Origin of the sequence: Fictibacillus enclensis (assembly GCF_030123385.1) — a bacterium.
GTDB lineage: Bacteria > Bacillota > Bacilli > Bacillales > Fictibacillaceae > Fictibacillus_C > Fictibacillus_C enclensis.
Genome location: NZ_CP126109.1, coordinates 2,069,624 through 2,087,267 on the forward strand (window position 1 = coordinate 2,069,624; position 17,644 = coordinate 2,087,267).

The following is a 17,644-nucleotide window of genomic DNA, read 5'->3' on the forward strand; positions in this document are numbered from 1 at the left end:
CAGTATGAAAGATTATGTGAACGTAATCGGCGCCGGGCTTGCAGGAAGTGAAGCAGCCTGGCAGATCGCCAAGCGGGGAATAAAGGTTCATCTGTATGAGATGAGACCCAAAAAACAAACCCCGGCACATCATACGGATAAATTTGCGGAACTGGTGTGCAGCAATTCACTCCGTTCCAACACATTGACCAATGCGGTAGGTGTGCTGAAGGAAGAGATGAGAAAACTGGACTCAGTCATCATTGCGTCAGCAGATGACTGTTCGGTACCGGCAGGCGGTGCTCTTGCCGTTGACCGCCATGAATTCGCGGCTCTTGTTACAGAACGGGTAAAAAATCATCCGAACGTAACGGTGTTTGAAGAGGAAGTAACAAACATTCCAGATGGTCCGACCATCATTGCCACAGGCCCTCTGACTTCGAAAGGGCTTTCGGATTCCCTGAAAGCACTCACCTCGGAAGATTACCTGTATTTCTATGACGCAGCTGCTCCTATCCTTGATGTGGAGAGCATAGACATGGACAAGGTTTATTTAAAGTCCCGCTATGACAAAGGGGAGGCGGCTTACCTGAACTGTCCGATGACAGAAGAAGAGTTTGACCGTTTTTATGAAGCGCTCATTGCTGCTGAAACGGTGCCTCTCAAGGAATTTGAGAAGGAAATTTTCTTTGAGGGCTGCATGCCGATCGAGGTCATGGCATCGAGAGGGAAAAAAACCATGTTGTTTGGCCCGCTCAAACCGGTAGGTCTTGAAGACCCGAAAACTGGGAAACAGCCATATGCGGTTGTCCAGCTGAGACAGGATAACAGTGCGGGTACGTTATATAATATAGTAGGTTTTCAAACGCATTTGAAATGGGGACCGCAAAAAGAAGTGATTCAGCTTATTCCGGGGCTGGAAAAAGCAGAAATCGTCCGGTATGGAGTGATGCACAGAAATACGTTCATCAACTCTCCGAATCTCCTGAAAAAGACGTATCAGTTTAAAGACAGAGAAGACTTGTTCTTTGCTGGTCAAATGACTGGTGTGGAAGGGTATGTGGAAAGTGCGGCCTCCGGTCTGATTGCAGGGATTAATGCTTCCCGGCTGATGGAAGACAAGGAACTGCTGGAGTTTCCTCAGGAAACGGCGATTGGAAGCATGGCACACTACATTACGACTGCCAATTCAAAGAACTTCCAGCCGATGAATGCCAACTTTGGCCTGCTGCCTGCGCTTGAAACGCGAATTAGGAATAAAAAGGAACGTTATGAAGCATTAGCTGGCAGAGCGCTGGAAACAATTCAGAATTTTATAACAAAATTGTGAACTTGCTTGTTATTGCCCCTGATCTGTGATAAGATTTAGGGGCTTTGTGAGGTGTGATAAGTGGATTTAAATGACCGCTATTTGAAGATGTTTATCGAGTATTTGCAAATAGAAAAAAATAGTTCACATCATACAACGGAAAACTACGAAAAAGCTATTTTGCATTTTAAGTCGTTTATGAAACAGCAAGCAATCGAAGGATTCGCTGCTGTTTCTTATCTTTTGGTGAGACATTATTTGACGTGGCTTCATGAACAGTCGTACTCCAGGAGGACTGTTGCCAAGAAAATATCGTCTCTCCGAAGCTTTTATCGTTTTCTAAACCGGGAAAAGATTGTTGAACATAACCCGTTTGCTTTGGCTTCCCTCCCAAAAAAGGGCCAGAGCATTCCGCATTTTATCTACGAGGAAGAGTTGGCGGAGCTTTTTCATGTGAGCGATCTGTCCACTCCGCTTGGCCAGCGAAACCAGGCGATACTGGAACTCTTGTATGGCACAGGAATCCGGGTCAGCGAATGCTGCCAGATCCAGCTTGAGGACATTGATTTTTATATTGAAACGGTTCTTATCAAAGGAAAAGGCAGAAAAGAACGGTATGTGCCGTTGGGCAGTTATGCGATTGAAGCACTCAGCCGGTATATAGAAGAAGGCAGAAAGGAATTGTCCGAGAAAGCAGGCCATCCCGCAAAAACGCTTTTTCTTAATTACAAAGGAGGCCCCTTAACCCCCCGTGGTGTAAGAACGATTTTAAACCGCCTTATTGAGCAGACCACATTGACCGTACATATCAGCCCCCATGTACTGCGCCATACGTTTGCCACCCACCTGCTGAACGAAGGCGCCGATATGAGGGCCGTCCAGGAGCTGCTTGGGCATTCGCATCTGTCATCCACACAGATTTATACTCATGTCACAAAAGATCATTTAAAAAAAATTTATAATAACACGCATCCTCGTGCATAAATGAGAATAAGGAGGGATTTTTCTTATGACACAAACATTCCATGCAACGACGATTTTTGCCGTCCATCACAATGGGAAATTTGCCATGTCGGGAGACGGGCAGGTAACAATGGGAAATGCAGTAGTGATGAAGCATACTGCTAAAAAGGTCCGCAGGCTTTTTGGTGGAAAAGTGCTCGCCGGATTTGCCGGATCGGTGGCGGATGCCTTTACATTATACGAAAAATTCGAAGCTAAGCTTGAGGAATTCAGCGGAAACCTGGCCCGTGCCAGTGTAGAGCTTGCCAAAGAATGGCGCACGGATCAGGTGCTTAGAAAACTTGAAGCCATGCTGATTGTGATGAACAACGAAAGCCTCCTGCTCATTTCAGGCACCGGCGAAGTGATTGAGCCGGATGATGGCATTCTGGCTATCGGTTCGGGCGGAAATTATGCGCTTGCTGCAGGAAGAGCGTTAAAAAGGAATGCTCCCCATCTTTCCGCTGCTGAGATTGCCAGAGCAGCTCTGGAAATTGCCGGAGAGATCTGTGTTTATACTAATAACCAAATTATTCTTGAAGAGCTGTAGAAGGGGCGTGGGAAGAGATGAATACTCAGTTAACTCCAAGGCAAATCGTCGAAAAGCTGGATCAATACATTGTCGGTCAGAAGGATGCCAAAAAAGCGGTCGCCGTTGCGCTTAGAAACCGGTACCGCAGAGCGCTGCTTGACGAAAAACTGAGAGATGAAATTTCGCCTAAAAATATCCTCATGATCGGCCCGACTGGTGTTGGGAAAACCGAGATTGCCCGAAGGCTCGCAAAGCTTGTGAATGCACCGTTCATCAAGGTGGAGGCCACCAAGTTCACCGAAGTGGGCTATGTGGGCAGGGATGTTGAATCCATGGTCAGGGATCTGGTCGAAACATCCATCCGCCTCGTTAAAGAACAAAGAATGCTTGAAGTGAAAGACAAAGCCGAGGAAAACGCCAACAAAAGGCTTGTTGAACTGCTCGTTCCCGGGAAACAAAAAGACAGCAGCTACAAAAATCCGCTTGAAATGTTTTTTGGTTCAGGAAATGGCCCATCACAAACATCCAATGATAGCGAAGAGGACCAATCCATCACCCAGCAGCGGCGGCAAATGGCCCATAAGCTGGCGATGGGCGAACTTGAAAATCATCTGGTAACCGTAGAAGTCGAAGAACAAAATCATTCCATGATGGATATGTTCCAGGGCGCAGGACTTGACCAGCTCGGTTTGAACATGCAGGATATGCTAGGCGGTCTTGTGCCCAAGAAAAAGAAAAAGCGCAAGTTGCCGGTTTCCGAGGCCAGAAAGGTTCTTACCCAGGATGAAGCGGCAAAATTGATAGATATGGATGAAGTAACAAGTGATGCGGTTTACAAAACGGAGCAAACAGGTATTATATTCATAGATGAGATTGATAAAATCGCAGGAAAAAATCAAAATACCGCCGATGTATCCAGGGAAGGTGTGCAGCGTGACATCCTTCCCATTGTGGAAGGGTCAACTGTGATGACCAAATATGGTTCCATCAAAACGGATCATATTCTTTTCATCTCAGCAGGTGCGTTTCATATGGCGAAACCATCTGATCTGATCCCCGAGCTGCAGGGCCGTTTTCCCATCCGAGTAGAACTCGAGAAACTTTCGGTAGAAGATTTTACACGAATTCTTATAGAGCCGGATAACGCCCTTTTAAAACAATATAAGGCGTTGCTTGCGACAGAAGGTATAAATCTTGAATTTTCTGACGAAGCTATTTCTAAGATTGCAAGTATAGCCTTTCAGGTCAACCAGGAAACGGATAACATTGGAGCACGGAGACTTCACACAATCTTAGAGCGCTTGCTTGAAGACTTGTCCTTTGAGGCACCGGATGTTACGATGAATGCGATAAAAATCACACCAGAGTATGTAGAAGAAAAACTTGCGTCTATCGCAAAGAATAAGGATTTAAGCCAGTACATTCTGTAGGAGGAAAATGAAATGAACTTATTAGAAAAAACAAGAAAGCTGAACGCGATGCTGCAACAATCTGGCGGAAAGCCCGTTAACTTTAAAGAAATGGCAGAAACGCTAAGAGATGTGATTGAAGCAAATATTTTTGTTGTCAGCAGAAGAGGTAAGCTTCTTGGTATTTCCTTGAAACAGGAAATAGAAAACGAGCGTATGAAAAAAATGCTGGAGGAACGACAATTTCCTTCCGAGTATACCAAAGGACTATTTAATGTGACTGAAACATCGTCCAATCTGGATATTGCCAGTGAATATACAGCATTTCCAGTTGAAAACAAAGAATTGTTTTCTTCTGGCCTGACAACTATCGTACCGATCATTGGAGGGGGAGAACGTCTTGGGACTTTAATTCTTTCCCGCCTTACGGACTCGTTCAACGATGATGATCTTCTGTTGGCCGAATACGGTGCAACGGTTGTAGGAATGGAAATTCTGCGTGAAAAAGCGGAAGAGATTGAAGAAGAAGCGAGAAATAAAGCCGTCGTGCAAATGGCGATCAGCTCCCTTTCTTACAGTGAGCTTGAAGCGATCGAGCATATTTTTGAAGAACTCGAGGGGAATGAAGGCCTGCTGGTAGCAAGTAAAATCGCGGACAGAGTAGGGATTACCCGTTCGGTAATCGTCAATGCTCTCCGTAAGCTTGAAAGTGCCGGTGTCATCGAATCCCGCTCACTTGGAATGAAGGGTACGTATATTAAAGTGCTTAACGATAAATTCCTGCTTGAACTATCCAAATTAAAAACGAGCTAATAAGCTCAAATGAATAGGTCATTCTGCCTGATAGGCAGGATGGCCTTTTTTTGTGGATAATAAAGGATTTTGTCGAATTTTGAAGAACGATAACAGGTAAAAAGGTATAGTCCATTCACTCTATGAAAGGGTTTTAGTAAAAAAACATCAGGAAGAAAGACCTATTATTTAATTAGGCCTTTTTATCGAAAAAAGTCGATTTAGGAAAAAATACATAGACACTTTTTGGTTTTATCCCTTAGAATATGTAAGAACGGTAAGATTTGGCACTCTTTTAAAATAATAGTAGTAAAAAAGAGGGGATTTAAATGTTTTCAAGTCCTGTTTTTCAAATGCTGGAACGAAGCCTGGATGGCACAGCATTAAAGCAAAAAGCGATATCAGATAATATAGCCAATATCAACACACCCAACTATAAAGCGAAAAATGTCGAATTTCATTCCAAGCTCCAGGAGAGCTTGCAGGCCTATCGTACCGAAAGCAGACATCTCGACTTCAGTTCAGCACCGATGTCCGGTTATTCTGTGACAACAAGCAATAGTACTGAGATCAATAACAATGGCAATAATGTGGATTTAGATGAACAAATGTCCGAACTTGCAAAAAATCAAATCATGAATCAGGCGCTTGTACAGCAGCTGAACGGGAAATTCAATTCAATTCAAATGGTGATTAAAGGAGGAAGAGCGTAAGATGGGGATGTTTACGGCATTAAATAGTTCAGCCTCAGCCTTGACGGCACAGCGCTTGAAAATGGATGTGACGTCTTCGAATATCGCGAATGCGGATTCTACACACGGAACCATGGTAAACGGCAAGTGGGAGCCGTACCGAAGAAAAATGGTGGTCACCAGCCCGAATGAAAACTCATTCAACTCCCTGTTTCAATCGGCAAAAGGGGTTGGGGGTGTGAAGGTTAATGGCATCGTCGAAGATAAAACTCCGTTTAAAACGGTCTACCAGCCGGATCATCCAGATGCCGATGCCGATGGGTATGTTCGGCTGCCAAACGTGGACCCTTTAAAAGAAATGGTCGACTTGGTCAGCACCACGCGCTCTTATGAAGCGAATGTGACCGCTCTTAATGCGGCAAAAGGAATCTATTTAAAATCACTGGAAATCGGAAGATAGGAGATACATATGAGCTCATTTACTATTTCTTCAGCTGCCCATTTGCCAAAAGCCGCCTATCCGGCACAAAAACAGAGTCCCTCAGCAGCAGAGCAGTCGTTTTCATCGATGCTCGGGGAAATGCTTAAGAATGTTAATGATTCACAGCGTGCCTCAAACCAGGCAACAGAGCAGCTGGTAACAGGAAAAACCACCGACCTGCATCAAGTAATGATTGCTGCAGAAAAAGCCAGTCTTACCTTGCAAACGACATTGGAAATCAGAAACAAAGTAGTTGAAGCTTATCAGGAAGTAATGAGAACACAACTATAGCATTCATTATTAAACTATTTCGAAAAGCTATCCTTGTTTGTAGGGGTAGGTTGATCGTTTTATTTGAAAAGCATAGAGGGTCCTTCATAGAAGTTAATCGGGGGAAAGTATGATTGATAAATTGAAACACGCCATGACGAGCATGTATACAACGTTTAAAGAGAAACCGAAAAAACAAAAAGTGATTCTTATTGGTTCGATAGTGTTTGTTATTCTAGTAGCTTCATTTTTAGCCACCTTTCTGTTAAAGCCACGGCTGGTTCCTTTGTATTCGAATCTTTCCCCTGAAGAAGCGGGGCAGATAAAAGAAAGTCTGGATTCGAAAGGAATCACTTCTGAGCTTTCCAACGGAGGCCAGGTCATTTCTGTGCCAGAGGGTGTGGTGGATCAGTTGAAAGTGGACCTTGCCGCTGAAGGTATTCCGAAAAGCGGAAGCATCGATTACTCCTATTTCGGTGAAAATAAAGGCTTTGGCATGACAGACAATGAGTTTAATGTGATCGAAAAAGAAGCTACACAAACCGAAATTGAGAAGCTGATCAAAAGCATCAACGGCATCCAAGAGGCAAGCGTAATGATTACCACTCCTGACAAAAGCATATGGGTAGCAGATGAAAAAGCCTCCTCTTCTGCATCAGTCGTTCTTACCCTAAAGCCGGGCTATAAACTGGACCAAAGCCAAGTGCAGTCCCTTTATCATTTGGTTTCCAAAAGTGTGCCTGATCTGCCGGTTGAAAATATTGTGATTTCCGACCAGTACTCGAATACTTTTTCTTTGGACCAGGCGGGGACAAATTCAAACATGACCGCCTATGAAGAGCAGCGACAAATCAAGCAGGATATAGAAAAAGACCTGCAGCAAAGGGTCCAGCAGATGTTAGGAGCGATCGTGGGACCTGACAAAGTGGTATCCACGGTGACAGCTGATATTGATTTTACAAAAGAAAAATCAGAAGAAAAACTTGTCGAGCCGGTGGACAAAGAAAAAATGGAAGGCATCAAGATAAGTGCTGAAAAGGTAAAAGAGACTTATAGCGGAAATGGTGCCCAGGCCGGCGGTGTGGATAACACTGGAGAAAGTGACATCCCCACGTATCAGGGCAGCGATGGGAATGGCCATGGAGACTATGAAAAAACGGAAGACCGGATCAATTACGAAGTCAACAGAATCAAAAATGAAATTGTAAAAAGTCCGTATGAAGTAAAAGACCTCGGCATTCAAGTGATGGTTGAACCTCCAAAACCGGATGATCCATCTTCTCTTCCGCAGGGAACGCTGGACGATATAGAAAAGATGCTTGGAAATATCGTGCGCACAAGCATTTCGAAAGAGACTTCTCCGAATCTTACTCAGCAGCAAATTGACAACAAAATTTTTGTTTCCGCCAAGCCGTTCAATGGAAAGCAGCAAACCACAGCACCGGCAAAGGCAGGCCTTCCAATGTGGATCTATATAGCTGGAGGATTATTGGTCGCGGTGATTCTTGTTCTGGCCATCCAACTCATGCGGAGAAGAAATACGAATGAAGAGTTGGATGTGGGGGATTACCTCACCGATAAAACATTCTATAGCGTGCCGGAAGTGAAAATGGCTCTCGAAGCTGAAGAGAATACAAGAAAAGAGCAAATCGAAAAAATGGCAAAAGACAAGCCGGAGGAATTTGCAAAACTGCTCCGCACATGGCTTTCAGAAGAATAGGAGGATGGCTGTGGCTAAAAGTGTTAAAGAATTAAGTGGAAAAGAAAAAGCGGCCATGCTGATGATTTCTATGGGGCCAGATGCAGCAGCGCAAATTTATAAACACCTGCATGAAGATGAAATTGAGCGTCTGACTCTTCAAATCTCTCAGATCAGAAAAGTGGATGCAGAGGTGAAGGAAGTCATTCTGGAACAGTTTCATCACCTGGCTCTTGCTCAGAATTATATTTCACAGGGCGGGATCGGCTATGCCAAAACAGTGTTGGAAAAAGCGGTGGGAAAATCAGAAGCGATGGATATTATTAACAGGCTCACCTCCACTCTTCAAGTCAGGCCCTTTGACTTTGCACGAAGAGCCGATCCGGGCCAGATTTTAAATTTTATTCAAAATGAACATCCGCAAACGATCGCTCTGATCCTTTCTTACCTTGACGCAGGTCAGGCCGGACAAATTCTTTCCGAATTGCCTCAGGCCATGCAGGGCGATGTCGCAAGAAGGATTGCGGTGATGGACCGTACATCTCCGGAGATTATCAGCGAGGTGGAGCAAATCCTCGAACAAAAGCTGTCTGCAACCGTAAGCAATGATTTCACACAGGCTGGCGGGGTGGAATCGGTGGTTGATGTGCTTAACGGCGTGGACAGGGCAACAGAGAAAACCATCCTCGATGCCCTCGAAATACAGGATCCAGAACTGGCTGAGGAAATCAAGAAACGAATGTTTGTGTTTGAAGATGTCGTCAGTCTCGACAATCGGGCCATTCAGCGAATCATCAGAGAAGTGCCTAATGAAGACATGCTGCTCGCCTTGAAAGCGGCCAGTGAAGAAGTGAAAGAAGTCCTATTTAACAATATGTCGCAGAGAATGGCTGAAAATTATAAAGAAGAAATGGAATTTATGGGGCCAGTGAGGCTTCGTGATGTGGAAGACGCCCAGTCGAGAATTGTCGGTCTGATCCGCAAACTTGAAGATGCGGGTGAGATTGTGATAGCAAGAGGTGGGGGAGATGATATCGTTGTCTAGGATCATAAAGTCTTCCCTTGCTTTACAAGAGGATATCAACCGCAAAATAGAAATTCAACGTGTGATGCCAAAAACAGGCAAGCTTGATGACCGTTCTTGCCTGTCTGACGGTGACCACTCCCGCAACGAAGCGGATGCTCTTTTAAAAGAAATTGAAAGAGAGTATCAGGAAGCCAAGCAAAAAATGGAGCAGGAACGGCTTCAGCATGAAGAATTTCTTTTAAGAAGTAAAGAGGAATGGCAGCAGCAGGTAATTGCTGAGAGGGAAAACGCCCGTCAAACAGGGTATCAGGAAGGATTTTCGGCCGGTGAAATGGAAGGCCGGACAACTTATGAAAATTTGTTGACCATGGCAAAAGCAACGGTCGACCGATCCAAAGAGGACTATCTCCGCTATTTGGAAAGTGCGGAACCGATGATTATTGAATTGGCCAGCAAAATGGCTAGGAAACTCGTGGGAGATGTGCTGACAGAAAATCCTGAAGCCTGGAAAGAACTCGTCAGAAGATTGCTGAATGAAATAAGGGAACATCCAGACGTTAAACTTTATGTCCACCCTAAATGGTATGAAACCACGCAAAATGCCAAACAAGAGATTCAGCAGGTTTTGATGCATTCGGCCACTTTGTTCATTTATCCTGACGTTAAGCTAAACGAAAATAATTGTGTGGTGGAATTTCCGTTCGGCAAAATAGAAGCCGGACTGGACAGCCAATTGAATGAACTAAAGAAAAAACTGATCGAAACGTTGGGTGAGCATCATGCTGAACATGAATAAACTGCACCAGGCCATCGACCGGCTGGATACCTATAAACGATATGGAAAAGTAACACAGGTGGTTGGACTGATGATTGAATCAAGGGGACCGCAGGCATCGATTGGAGACATGTGCTATATCCATGCAGGAAACGGCCAGAAGATCAAAGCCGAAGTCGTGGGATTCAAGGAAGAAAACGTACTGTTAATGCCCTTCACGGCAATACAATCGATTTGTGCAGGGAGCCTGGTGGAAGCCACCCACCGGCCAATGCAGATTAAAGCCGGACACGCTCTTATTGGCCAGGTGCTTGATGGACTGGGCAATCCGCTTGACGGCAGTCCCGCTCCAAAGGGGCTGAGCCATTTTCCGACAGAAAATGAACCGCCCAATCCCATGAAACGGCCGAGAATCAAGGAAAGCATCGACCTTGGCATCCGCTCGATTGACAGTCTGCTGACTGTAGGAAAAGGACAGAGAGTAGGGATTTTTGCCGGAAGCGGTGTGGGTAAATCCACCCTGATGGGCATGGTCGCGCGAAACTCAACAGCAGATTTAAACGTTATTGCTTTGATTGGTGAGCGGGGCCGTGAGGTGATGGACTTTATTGAAAAGGACCTGGGAGAAGAGGGATTGAGAAAATCGGTTGTTGTGGTCGCGACCTCGGACCAGCCGGCCCTGATGCGGATCAAAGGGGCGCTCACCGCCACTGCGATCGCCGAATATTTCAGAAACCAGGGGAAAGATGTCATGCTGATGATGGATTCTGTTACCCGTTTTGCGATGGCCCAGCGTGAAATCGGCCTGGCTGTCGGTGAACCGCCGACCACAAAAGGCTATACGCCTTCCGTTTTTGCACTATTGCCCAAATTGCTTGAACGGTCGGGCACCGATGTGCAAGGTTCGATTACGGCCTTCTACACTGTGCTAGTGGATGGTGATGATATGAATGAACCTATATCCGACACTGTACGGGGGATTTTGGATGGTCATTTTGTTCTTGACCGGAATCTTGCAAACAAAGGCCAATTTCCCGCTATCAATGTGCTGAAAAGTGTTAGCCGGGTCATGAATGACATCGTGGATGACAGCCATAAAAAGGCAGCCCAAAAGTTTCGGGATCTGCTCGCTGTTTATACCGATGCAGAAGATCTTATAGCCATCGGTGCCTATAAGAGGGGTTCTTCAAGGAAAATTGATGAGGCGATTGATTTCCATCCTGGCATCCTGGCCTTTTTAAAACAGGATGTAGATGAAAAGGTTTCTTTTTATGATTCGATCTACAGACTGATGAGCGAGTTTGGAGGAGAACAGTAACTATGGCATTTCAATTTAAAATGGAAAAAATATTATCCATTAAAACAAAGGAAAAAGAAGTTGTTCAATCCGAATACGGAGAAAGTGTAAAAAAGTTTGAACAGCTGGCTCAGTCGCTTTACGAATTGCTGAAAAAAAAGGAAGAAATCGAGCAGCATTCCGGCAATCAGTTTAAAACAAAAATGGTTATTAATGAGATTCAGCAAACTCAGCGGTTCCTGCTTTCTCTTACACAGCAGATCGGCAGTATCCAAACACAAGTGCAAAGAGCGAGAGAGAAGATGAATCATGTGCATATTCAGCTGCTCGAAAAAACAATGGAAGTCAAAAAAATTGAAAAGATGAAGGAACGGCAGTTTTCCGTCTATCAGCAAACGCTGACAGCCATTGAAAACAAGCAGAATGATGAATACTCTGTTTTGCGCTATATAAACCATTGAAATTAGGTGGAGAGGTTGGAAGGAAAAGAAAAAACGAAAAAGTTTTCCTGGTTTTTGTTTGTGATCGTCATGCCCGCCCTTTTCGTTGTCGTCATCATGGGAATGATCCTTATGTTTCTTGGCGTTGACATTGCTGGAAAGGCAAAGGATATTGGCAGCCATCTTCCTGGCCTGTCGTCATTGGCGCAACAGGATCAAAATTCTGCATCCGTTAGCGAAAATACCGTTCAATCAGAAAAGACATACTGGGAAAAGAAAGTTAAGGAACGCGATCAAATGATCAAGCTTCTTCAAAGCGATGTGGATAAAAAAGAGAAAGAAGTGCAGAGCCTGAAAGCGGATTTGACCGCAGCACAAAACCAGCCGGAAGAAAATACAACCGAAACCGACGGTTCTGTCACCAAAGACGATGGACATGAGAAGCAAAAGAAAATTACCGCCTGGTATAATGCGATGTCTTCTAAAAATGCCGCGGCCATCTTGTCTAAGATGGATATAAAAGATGCGGCCGACATCATGAAAGAGCTGGATGAAGAAGTGACGAGCAGCATCCTGGCCAAGATGGATCCCGGCAAGGCGGCAGATCTGACGTTAAAAATGCAATCAAACTAACGGAGGGAAAGCAGAGTGAAAATGGCTGAAATCGTAGGGATGGATCGCTTGCCGGTTATGGTACAAAGGTGTGCTTTACCTGGCTGCGCGTCTCCCGGTTCTTCCCTTTTTTCCGAAGAGCTTGCACAGTCCCAAAAAAATATACAATCGCCTAAACATGCCGAATTACCTTCCGGGACAATCAGTGAGGAGCTCAAAGGCCTGATTAAAGGATGGGTCGCATTACTGGGAGAAGAAGGTCAATCTCATAAAGAAGAAGTGCTGGATAGGACGGAGGTCAAAAGTCTGTTGCAGCATTTGCCTGCTGAATGGATCTCCGAAATTACCAATCTCGTCCAAAATGTTCAATTGCCCGTTTCCTTGGAAAAGGAACGATCATCGCCACCTGCACAAATGATCACGGCATTCATTCTTCTGGAGTCGGTAGAAGGAAAACATTCAACGCTCACTGCTATAAAAGCAACGGATGACTTCATATCCGGCATTCATAAAGGAATCAAACAATTGTTTCCCTTTTTAAAAGAGCAGCAACATGTCTCTGTGAAGATGCTGGCCGAACAGCTGGAGCAGCGATTGGCAGGTCATGAAACAAAACCTGGTGCAACTTTGAACGCAAAACCTTTTCTTGAACCTGTTGTCATAGCAAATAATCAGAAAAACATAGTACCTGCAATATCTCAAAAGACAAGTGAGACGGATGTTCAGCAGCATACCAACCGGCCGGTATCTTTTATTGGGCAGGGCGGCTTTATTCCAGTACTGAAGCAATTTGAACTTCATGTTCAACCCGAAATAGAAGGAGACAGTACAAAAACATTTGTCCAAGAGATTGAAAAAATTATTCTTGGCGGCAAATTTTCAGCAAGTACAAATGGAATGGCAAAACTAAACATCCGGCTGACGCCTGAACATCTTGGAACTTTGAATATTGAACTGATCTCCAAAAATGGTGAACTGTCAGCAAAAATCATGACAAGCTCACTGGGTGCAAAGGAAATGATGGAGTCCCATATTCATCTGCTGAAGAATAACTTGAGCACCAGCCATATTCAGCTTGACCGCGTGGTTGTAGTAGACCAGTCACCTGAACAGGGGTTCACGCAGCAGGGATCAAATTCCGGACAGCAGCAGGACCGTGGCCGGCCGCCACTGCAGGAGAGGCGGACAGAAGAGGAATTTGACGACTTGCTTCAAGACATGGTGAAGGAGGGATAAAGATGTCTTCAACGATAAACAATGATTTGTATTTATCTTCGCTTCAAAAAAGGGACACACAGTCTGGTGGATCATCTATTTTGGGCAAAGACGATTTTTTGAAAATATTGATGACCCAGCTGCAAAACCAGGACCCGGCAAGCCCCATGGAAGATAAAGAATTTATCTCCCAGATGGCAACTTTCTCTTCCTTGGAGCAATTGACCAATATGAACAGCAGCATCGATCAAATGATTTCAAAACAATCGGCACAGACGTTCATGCTGCAGAGCGGAATGATCGGCAAAAGCGTGTCCTATACAGTGGAAACGACAGATGCTGGAACACAACAAGAGAGAAAAACAGGCACAGTTAAAGCGGTTTTATTTGAAAATGGTGCCTCCAAATTCCAATTGGAGGATGGAAATGTGGTTGATCCGTCATCCATTACGAAGTTCGAAAACAAGAACAGTTAATATTCACTTAACAAAATAGGGGGATTTCAAATGCTACGTTCAATGTATTCTGGAATCAGCGGGATGAAGAACTTTCAAACCAAGCTGGATGTGATTGGAAACAATATTGCCAATGTGAACACCTATGGCTTTAAAAAAGGGAGGGCAACGTTTAAGGATCTTGTCAGCCAGCAAGTTGCGGGAGCATCCAACGGAACGAATCCTAAACAGATAGGACTTGGCTCCCAGCTGGCAACCATCGATACGATCGATACTCAGGGAAGCACTCAGACCACAGGAAGAGCCCTCGACCTAGCGATTTCAGGTGACGGGTATTTCAAGGTGAGAACTTCAAATGGAGATCTGCTCACACGTGCAGGGTATTTTTATTTAAACAATGACGGTACGATCGTAAATGGAGACGGATACGAGCTGCTCGATTCAGGAAACAACCCGATTAACATACCGCAAAACGCCAGCAGCTTCAGCGTTGGACCGGACGGAAAGATTACGGTCGTGGGTGCTGCCAGTCCGGGTGCGCCTATAGGGATTACGAAGGTAACGAATCCCGGGGGACTTGAAAAGGCAGGAAGCAATCTTTACCGTCCAACCGCCAATTCACAGGTTGTCTCCAATAATTCTCCTGGTACAGGTGGGGCTGGAGATTTGGTATCCGGCGCTCTGGAAATGTCCAATGTCGACCTCTCTGAAGAATTTACAGACATGATTGTGGCGCAAAGAGGGTTTCAAGCCAACACGAAAATCATTACAACCTCGGATGAAATATTGCAGGAGCTTGTGAATCTTAAACGATAGGCAAGAATGGAGGAAAAATAAGGGGAGCCTTATTAATAAACCATAATATGATTATGTTAACTAAATTAAACGGTGACACCTTTACCCTGAATGCGATTTATATTGAACAGGTTCAATCCTTTCCGGATACAACGGTTACGCTGACTTCGGGAACGAAATTTGTTGTTAAAGAAGCAGAATGTGAAGTTGTCCAAAAAGCAGCAGCCTTTTATCAGAGTATTTCCCTTTTTTCTCTATCACCAACAGAAAGGGAGGAGGATTGAATGGAAAACGAAGTCAAAAAGTCTCCGAAGAACTGGGCGATCCTTATTATATTCTCTGTCCTGGTCGTATGCGGAATTGCAGCCTACTTTGTCATTAAAGAGCTGGCTCCTAAAACGGAGGCCGCAGAACCTTCGGCGGAAGAGCTGGAAAAAATAACAGTAGAAACCGAGGAAATTACAACTAATCTGGCAGATCGATCGTTTATCAAGATCAAATTTAAAATCCAGGCCGACGGGGATGACGGCAAGACCGAACTCGAAAAGAGGCTGTTTCAAGTCAATAATATTATTATCTATGAATTGTCCGGCATGAAAACCGGGGATTTGCAAGGCCAAAAAGGTATCCGCCATCTGGAAGACCTTTTAAAAGGAAGGATCAATAAACTGATGCAGGAAGGAAGCATCAAAAAAGTTTATACGACCGAGAAAATTATTCAATAAGGAATTCATCATATATAAAGGGTGAGGCGATTGTCGGAAGTACTTTCCCAAAATGAAATAGACGCGCTCCTCTCTGCCATTTCCACGGGGGAAATGGATGCTGAAGAATTGAGAAGAGAAGAAAAAGAACAAAGAATAAAAACCTATGATTTTAAACGGGCTCTGCGGTTTTCGAAAGATCAGATCAGAAGTCTTACAAGGGTACATGAGAATTTCGCACGCTTGTTAACCACTTTTTTTGCGGCACAGTTGAGAACATATGTGGAAATTTCCGTCGTATCGGTTGACCAGCTGCCATATGAGGAATTCATACGCTCCATACCGCGAATGACCATTTTGAACATTGTAGATGCAAAGCCGCTTGATGGGAGCCTTCTCGTTGAAGTCAATCCAAATATCGCCTATTCCATGATGGACCGGCTGATGGGAGGATGGGGAGCAAGTGTAAACAAGGTGACTAATTTAACCGAAATCGAAACGAGAATCCTTTCCCGTCTGTTTAAAAATGCATTATCCACCTACAAGGAAGCCTGGAGCAATGTGGTTGAACTCGATTTTGCGGTAATAGATTTTGAGGTGAATCCCCAATTTCTGCAAATGGTGTCGCCGAATGAAACAGTGGTTGTTATCTCACTTTCCACAACGGTGGGTGAAACGAGCGGCATGATGAACGTTTGTCTTCCGCAGGTTCTGTTGGATCCAATCATTTCCAAGCTTTCGGTGCATAATTGGATGCAAAACAGCCAAAAGGAATTGTTGCCCGAAGAAGCGGCACTGATCGAACAAAAGATCCGGAAAACCCCGCTTCCCGTGTCCGTTCAGCTGGGTTCGGCCAGTATGAATGTAGAAGAGTTTCTGCAGTTGAATGCGGGCGATATCATTCAGTTGAACAAAAAGATCAATCAGCCGTTGGCTGTGTATGTGGAGAACAATAAAAAATTTATGGCCCAGCCTGGAAAAGCAAAAAACAGAATGGCAGTCCAGATTTTAGAACAAATAGAGGGGGACGAGTAAATGAATAGCGGAAATATGCTCTCTCAGGATGAGATTGATGCGTTGCTGAGTGGAGGCAGCGTGACATCTGATGATGATCCAATCATCGAAGATTTTCTGAATTCAATGGAACAAGACGCACTTGGAGAAGTCGGCAACATTTCATTCGGCAGTGCCTCAACCGCTTTATCAACCTTGCTGAATCAAAAAGTCCAGATTACAACGCCGACGGTCTCAGTAATCAAAAAAGAAGAATTGCAGGGTGAGTTTCCCATTCCGCATGTAGCAGTAAAAGTGGAATATGTAGAAGGAATACAAGGCACAAACCTGCTTGTGATTAAAACAACCGATGCCCAGATTATTGCTGATTTGATGCTCGGCGGTGACGGGACGAGCCCTTCTGCAGATTTTGGAGAAATGCAGCTAAGTGCCGTTGGAGAAGCGATGAATCAGATGATGGGCTCTGCCTCAACCTCTCTTTCTTCCATATTTAATAAACGAGTGGATATTTCACCACCTGTTATTGATGTACTGGATTTTAATGACTCTTCAGACATGATTGCCGATCAGGATATTCTTATCAAAGTGTCCTTCCGGCTGAAGGTCGGGGAACTGATTGACTCCAGCATTATGCAGCTGATGCAAACGGATTTTTCTCAAAACCTGGTTTCCGAGCTTATGTCCCCTCCCATGGAGCAGGCTGCTGCAACTTATGAAGATCAATTACAGAGCGAAATCTCTGCAGGCAAAGAGCCATTGGTGTTGGATGACATTCCTTCAAACGCAGCTCGCCCGCAAAGTGTGGAACCTGATACAGCAGTATCTGTTCAGCCCGCTGTCTTTTCCGATTTTGAAGAGAGTTCTGGTGTGTATCATGAAACAAAGAACCTTGATATGCTGCTGGATATTCCGCTTCAGGTAACGGTTGAACTGGGACGGACGAAAAAGAGCATTAAAGAGATTTTGGAATTGTCGCCGGGGTCCATTTTGGAACTGGACAAGCTGGCAGGAGAACCGGTGGACATCCTGGTGAATGAAAGGCTGATTGCCAAAGGGGAGGTCGTTGTTATCGATGAAAACTTTGGTGTCAGGGTAACAGAGATTGTCAGCAGAAAAGACAGACTTAAAAATTTATAAATGAAAGA

Annotated in this window: 21 protein-coding genes; all 21 read left to right on the forward strand. The window is 44.6% G+C overall.

The features are described 5' to 3' along the window. The first annotated feature begins 4 nt into the window (after nt 1-4). A complete protein-coding gene (trmFO, locus tag QNH15_RS11060) occupies nt 5-1,309 on the forward strand; it encodes an FADH(2)-oxidizing methylenetetrahydrofolate--tRNA-(uracil(54)-C(5))-methyltransferase TrmFO (protein WP_283894677.1) in 1,305 nt (434 codons plus the stop codon). Between the two features lie 60 nt (nt 1,310-1,369). Then, nucleotides 1,370-2,272 carry a tyrosine recombinase XerC gene (gene xerC, locus QNH15_RS11065; protein WP_283894679.1) on the forward strand — a complete coding sequence of 301 codons (903 nt, stop codon included), beginning with the start codon at nt 1,370-1,372 and terminating at the stop codon, nt 2,270-2,272. Nucleotides 2,273-2,297: 25 nt separating this feature from the next. Further along, nucleotides 2,298-2,840 carry an ATP-dependent protease subunit HslV gene (gene hslV / locus QNH15_RS11070; protein ID WP_061969414.1) on the forward strand — a complete coding sequence of 181 codons (543 nt, stop codon included), beginning with the start codon at nt 2,298-2,300 and terminating at the stop codon, nt 2,838-2,840. A gap of 17 nt (nt 2,841-2,857) precedes the next feature. Continuing rightward, a complete protein-coding gene (hslU, locus tag QNH15_RS11075) occupies nt 2,858-4,252 on the forward strand; it encodes an ATP-dependent protease ATPase subunit HslU (protein WP_283894680.1) in 1,395 nt (464 codons plus the stop codon). Between the two features lie 12 nt (nt 4,253-4,264). After that, on the forward strand, nt 4,265-5,044 hold the full coding sequence (codY, locus tag QNH15_RS11080; protein WP_061969417.1) for a GTP-sensing pleiotropic transcriptional regulator CodY: 780 nt from the start codon (nt 4,265-4,267) through the stop codon (nt 5,042-5,044). A gap of 308 nt (nt 5,045-5,352) precedes the next feature. Beyond that, nucleotides 5,353-5,736 (forward strand): flagellar basal body rod protein FlgB, encoded by a 384-nt coding sequence (gene flgB / locus QNH15_RS11085; protein WP_283894682.1) that lies wholly within the window; start codon nt 5,353-5,355, stop codon nt 5,734-5,736. A 1-nt stretch (nt 5,737) separates the two neighbouring features. Then, on the forward strand, nt 5,738-6,175 hold the full coding sequence (gene flgC / locus QNH15_RS11090; protein WP_283894684.1) for a flagellar basal body rod protein FlgC: 438 nt from the start codon (nt 5,738-5,740) through the stop codon (nt 6,173-6,175). A gap of 9 nt (nt 6,176-6,184) precedes the next feature. Next, nucleotides 6,185-6,487 (forward strand): flagellar hook-basal body complex protein FliE, encoded by a 303-nt coding sequence (gene fliE, locus QNH15_RS11095; RefSeq protein ID WP_283894686.1) that lies wholly within the window; start codon nt 6,185-6,187, stop codon nt 6,485-6,487. Nucleotides 6,488-6,596: 109 nt separating this feature from the next. After that, nucleotides 6,597-8,186, forward strand: coding sequence for a flagellar basal-body MS-ring/collar protein FliF (gene fliF / locus QNH15_RS11100; protein WP_283894688.1), 1,590 nt, complete (start codon nt 6,597-6,599; stop codon nt 8,184-8,186). Between the two features lie 4 nt (nt 8,187-8,190). Then, on the forward strand, nt 8,191-9,210 hold the full coding sequence (gene fliG / locus QNH15_RS11105; protein ID WP_061969427.1) for a flagellar motor switch protein FliG: 1,020 nt from the start codon (nt 8,191-8,193) through the stop codon (nt 9,208-9,210). Next, nucleotides 9,203-9,988 (forward strand): flagellar assembly protein FliH, encoded by a 786-nt coding sequence (gene fliH / locus QNH15_RS11110; protein WP_283894689.1) that lies wholly within the window; start codon nt 9,203-9,205, stop codon nt 9,986-9,988. Before fliG ends, fliH begins: the two co-directional genes overlap by 8 nt. Then, complete coding sequence (fliI, locus tag QNH15_RS11115; protein ID WP_283894690.1) at nt 9,972-11,285, forward strand: flagellar protein export ATPase FliI; 1,314 nt, start codon at nt 9,972-9,974, stop codon at nt 11,283-11,285. Before fliH ends, fliI begins: the two co-directional genes overlap by 17 nt. Nucleotides 11,286-11,287: 2 nt before the next feature. Beyond that, nucleotides 11,288-11,725, forward strand: coding sequence for a flagellar export protein FliJ (gene fliJ / locus QNH15_RS11120; protein WP_283894691.1), 438 nt, complete (start codon nt 11,288-11,290; stop codon nt 11,723-11,725). A 15-nt stretch (nt 11,726-11,740) separates the two neighbouring features. Further along, nucleotides 11,741-12,337, forward strand: a complete 597-nt coding sequence (locus QNH15_RS11125) for a MotE family protein (RefSeq protein WP_283894692.1) — start codon at nt 11,741-11,743, stop codon at nt 12,335-12,337. 21 nt (nt 12,338-12,358) lie between these two features. After that, nucleotides 12,359-13,552 carry a flagellar hook-length control protein FliK gene (locus QNH15_RS11130; protein ID WP_283894693.1) on the forward strand — a complete coding sequence of 398 codons (1,194 nt, stop codon included), beginning with the start codon at nt 12,359-12,361 and terminating at the stop codon, nt 13,550-13,552. 2 nt (nt 13,553-13,554) lie between these two features. Continuing rightward, on the forward strand, nt 13,555-14,007 hold the full coding sequence (gene flgD, locus QNH15_RS11135; RefSeq protein WP_283894695.1) for a flagellar hook assembly protein FlgD: 453 nt from the start codon (nt 13,555-13,557) through the stop codon (nt 14,005-14,007). Nucleotides 14,008-14,037: 30 nt separating this feature from the next. Continuing rightward, nucleotides 14,038-14,802, forward strand: coding sequence for a flagellar basal body rod protein FlgG (gene flgG, locus QNH15_RS11140; RefSeq protein ID WP_283894697.1), 765 nt, complete (start codon nt 14,038-14,040; stop codon nt 14,800-14,802). Between the two features lie 47 nt (nt 14,803-14,849). Further along, nucleotides 14,850-15,065 carry a flagellar FlbD family protein gene (locus QNH15_RS11145; RefSeq protein ID WP_283894699.1) on the forward strand — a complete coding sequence of 72 codons (216 nt, stop codon included), beginning with the start codon at nt 14,850-14,852 and terminating at the stop codon, nt 15,063-15,065. Then, nucleotides 15,066-15,506, forward strand: a complete 441-nt coding sequence (fliL, locus tag QNH15_RS11150) for a flagellar basal body-associated protein FliL (protein WP_283894701.1) — start codon at nt 15,066-15,068, stop codon at nt 15,504-15,506. It abuts the gene before it with no gap. A 30-nt stretch (nt 15,507-15,536) separates the two neighbouring features. After that, nucleotides 15,537-16,520, forward strand: coding sequence for a flagellar motor switch protein FliM (gene fliM / locus QNH15_RS11155; RefSeq protein ID WP_283894703.1), 984 nt, complete (start codon nt 15,537-15,539; stop codon nt 16,518-16,520). Beyond that, nucleotides 16,521-17,636, forward strand: a complete 1,116-nt coding sequence (gene fliY / locus QNH15_RS11160) for a flagellar motor switch phosphatase FliY (protein WP_283894705.1) — start codon at nt 16,521-16,523, stop codon at nt 17,634-17,636. The last annotated feature ends 8 nt before the right edge of the window (nt 17,637-17,644 follow it).

Coding starts and splice junctions, on each gene's coding strand:
- trmFO (WP_283894677.1), top strand. CDS start 5: ATGAAAGATTATGTGAACGTAATCGGCGCCGGGCTTGCAGGAAGTGAA.
- hslV (WP_061969414.1), top strand. CDS start 2,298: ATGACACAAACATTCCATGCAACGACGATTTTTGCCGTCCATCACAAT.
- hslU (WP_283894680.1), top strand. CDS start 2,858: ATGAATACTCAGTTAACTCCAAGGCAAATCGTCGAAAAGCTGGATCAA.
- codY (WP_061969417.1), top strand. CDS start 4,265: ATGAACTTATTAGAAAAAACAAGAAAGCTGAACGCGATGCTGCAACAA.
- flgB (WP_283894682.1), top strand. CDS start 5,353: ATGTTTTCAAGTCCTGTTTTTCAAATGCTGGAACGAAGCCTGGATGGC.
- flgC (WP_283894684.1), top strand. CDS start 5,738: ATGGGGATGTTTACGGCATTAAATAGTTCAGCCTCAGCCTTGACGGCA.
- fliE (WP_283894686.1), top strand. CDS start 6,185: ATGAGCTCATTTACTATTTCTTCAGCTGCCCATTTGCCAAAAGCCGCC.
- fliF (WP_283894688.1), top strand. CDS start 6,597: ATGATTGATAAATTGAAACACGCCATGACGAGCATGTATACAACGTTT.
- fliG (WP_061969427.1), top strand. CDS start 8,191: ATGGCTGTGGCTAAAAGTGTTAAAGAATTAAGTGGAAAAGAAAAAGCG.
- fliI (WP_283894690.1), top strand. CDS start 9,972: ATGCTGAACATGAATAAACTGCACCAGGCCATCGACCGGCTGGATACC.
- fliJ (WP_283894691.1), top strand. CDS start 11,288: ATGGCATTTCAATTTAAAATGGAAAAAATATTATCCATTAAAACAAAG.
- QNH15_RS11130 (WP_283894693.1), top strand. CDS start 12,359: ATGGCTGAAATCGTAGGGATGGATCGCTTGCCGGTTATGGTACAAAGG.
- flgD (WP_283894695.1), top strand. CDS start 13,555: ATGTCTTCAACGATAAACAATGATTTGTATTTATCTTCGCTTCAAAAA.
- flgG (WP_283894697.1), top strand. CDS start 14,038: ATGCTACGTTCAATGTATTCTGGAATCAGCGGGATGAAGAACTTTCAA.
- QNH15_RS11145 (WP_283894699.1), top strand. CDS start 14,850: ATGATTATGTTAACTAAATTAAACGGTGACACCTTTACCCTGAATGCG.
- fliL (WP_283894701.1), top strand. CDS start 15,066: ATGGAAAACGAAGTCAAAAAGTCTCCGAAGAACTGGGCGATCCTTATT.
- fliY (WP_283894705.1), top strand. CDS start 16,521: ATGAATAGCGGAAATATGCTCTCTCAGGATGAGATTGATGCGTTGCTG.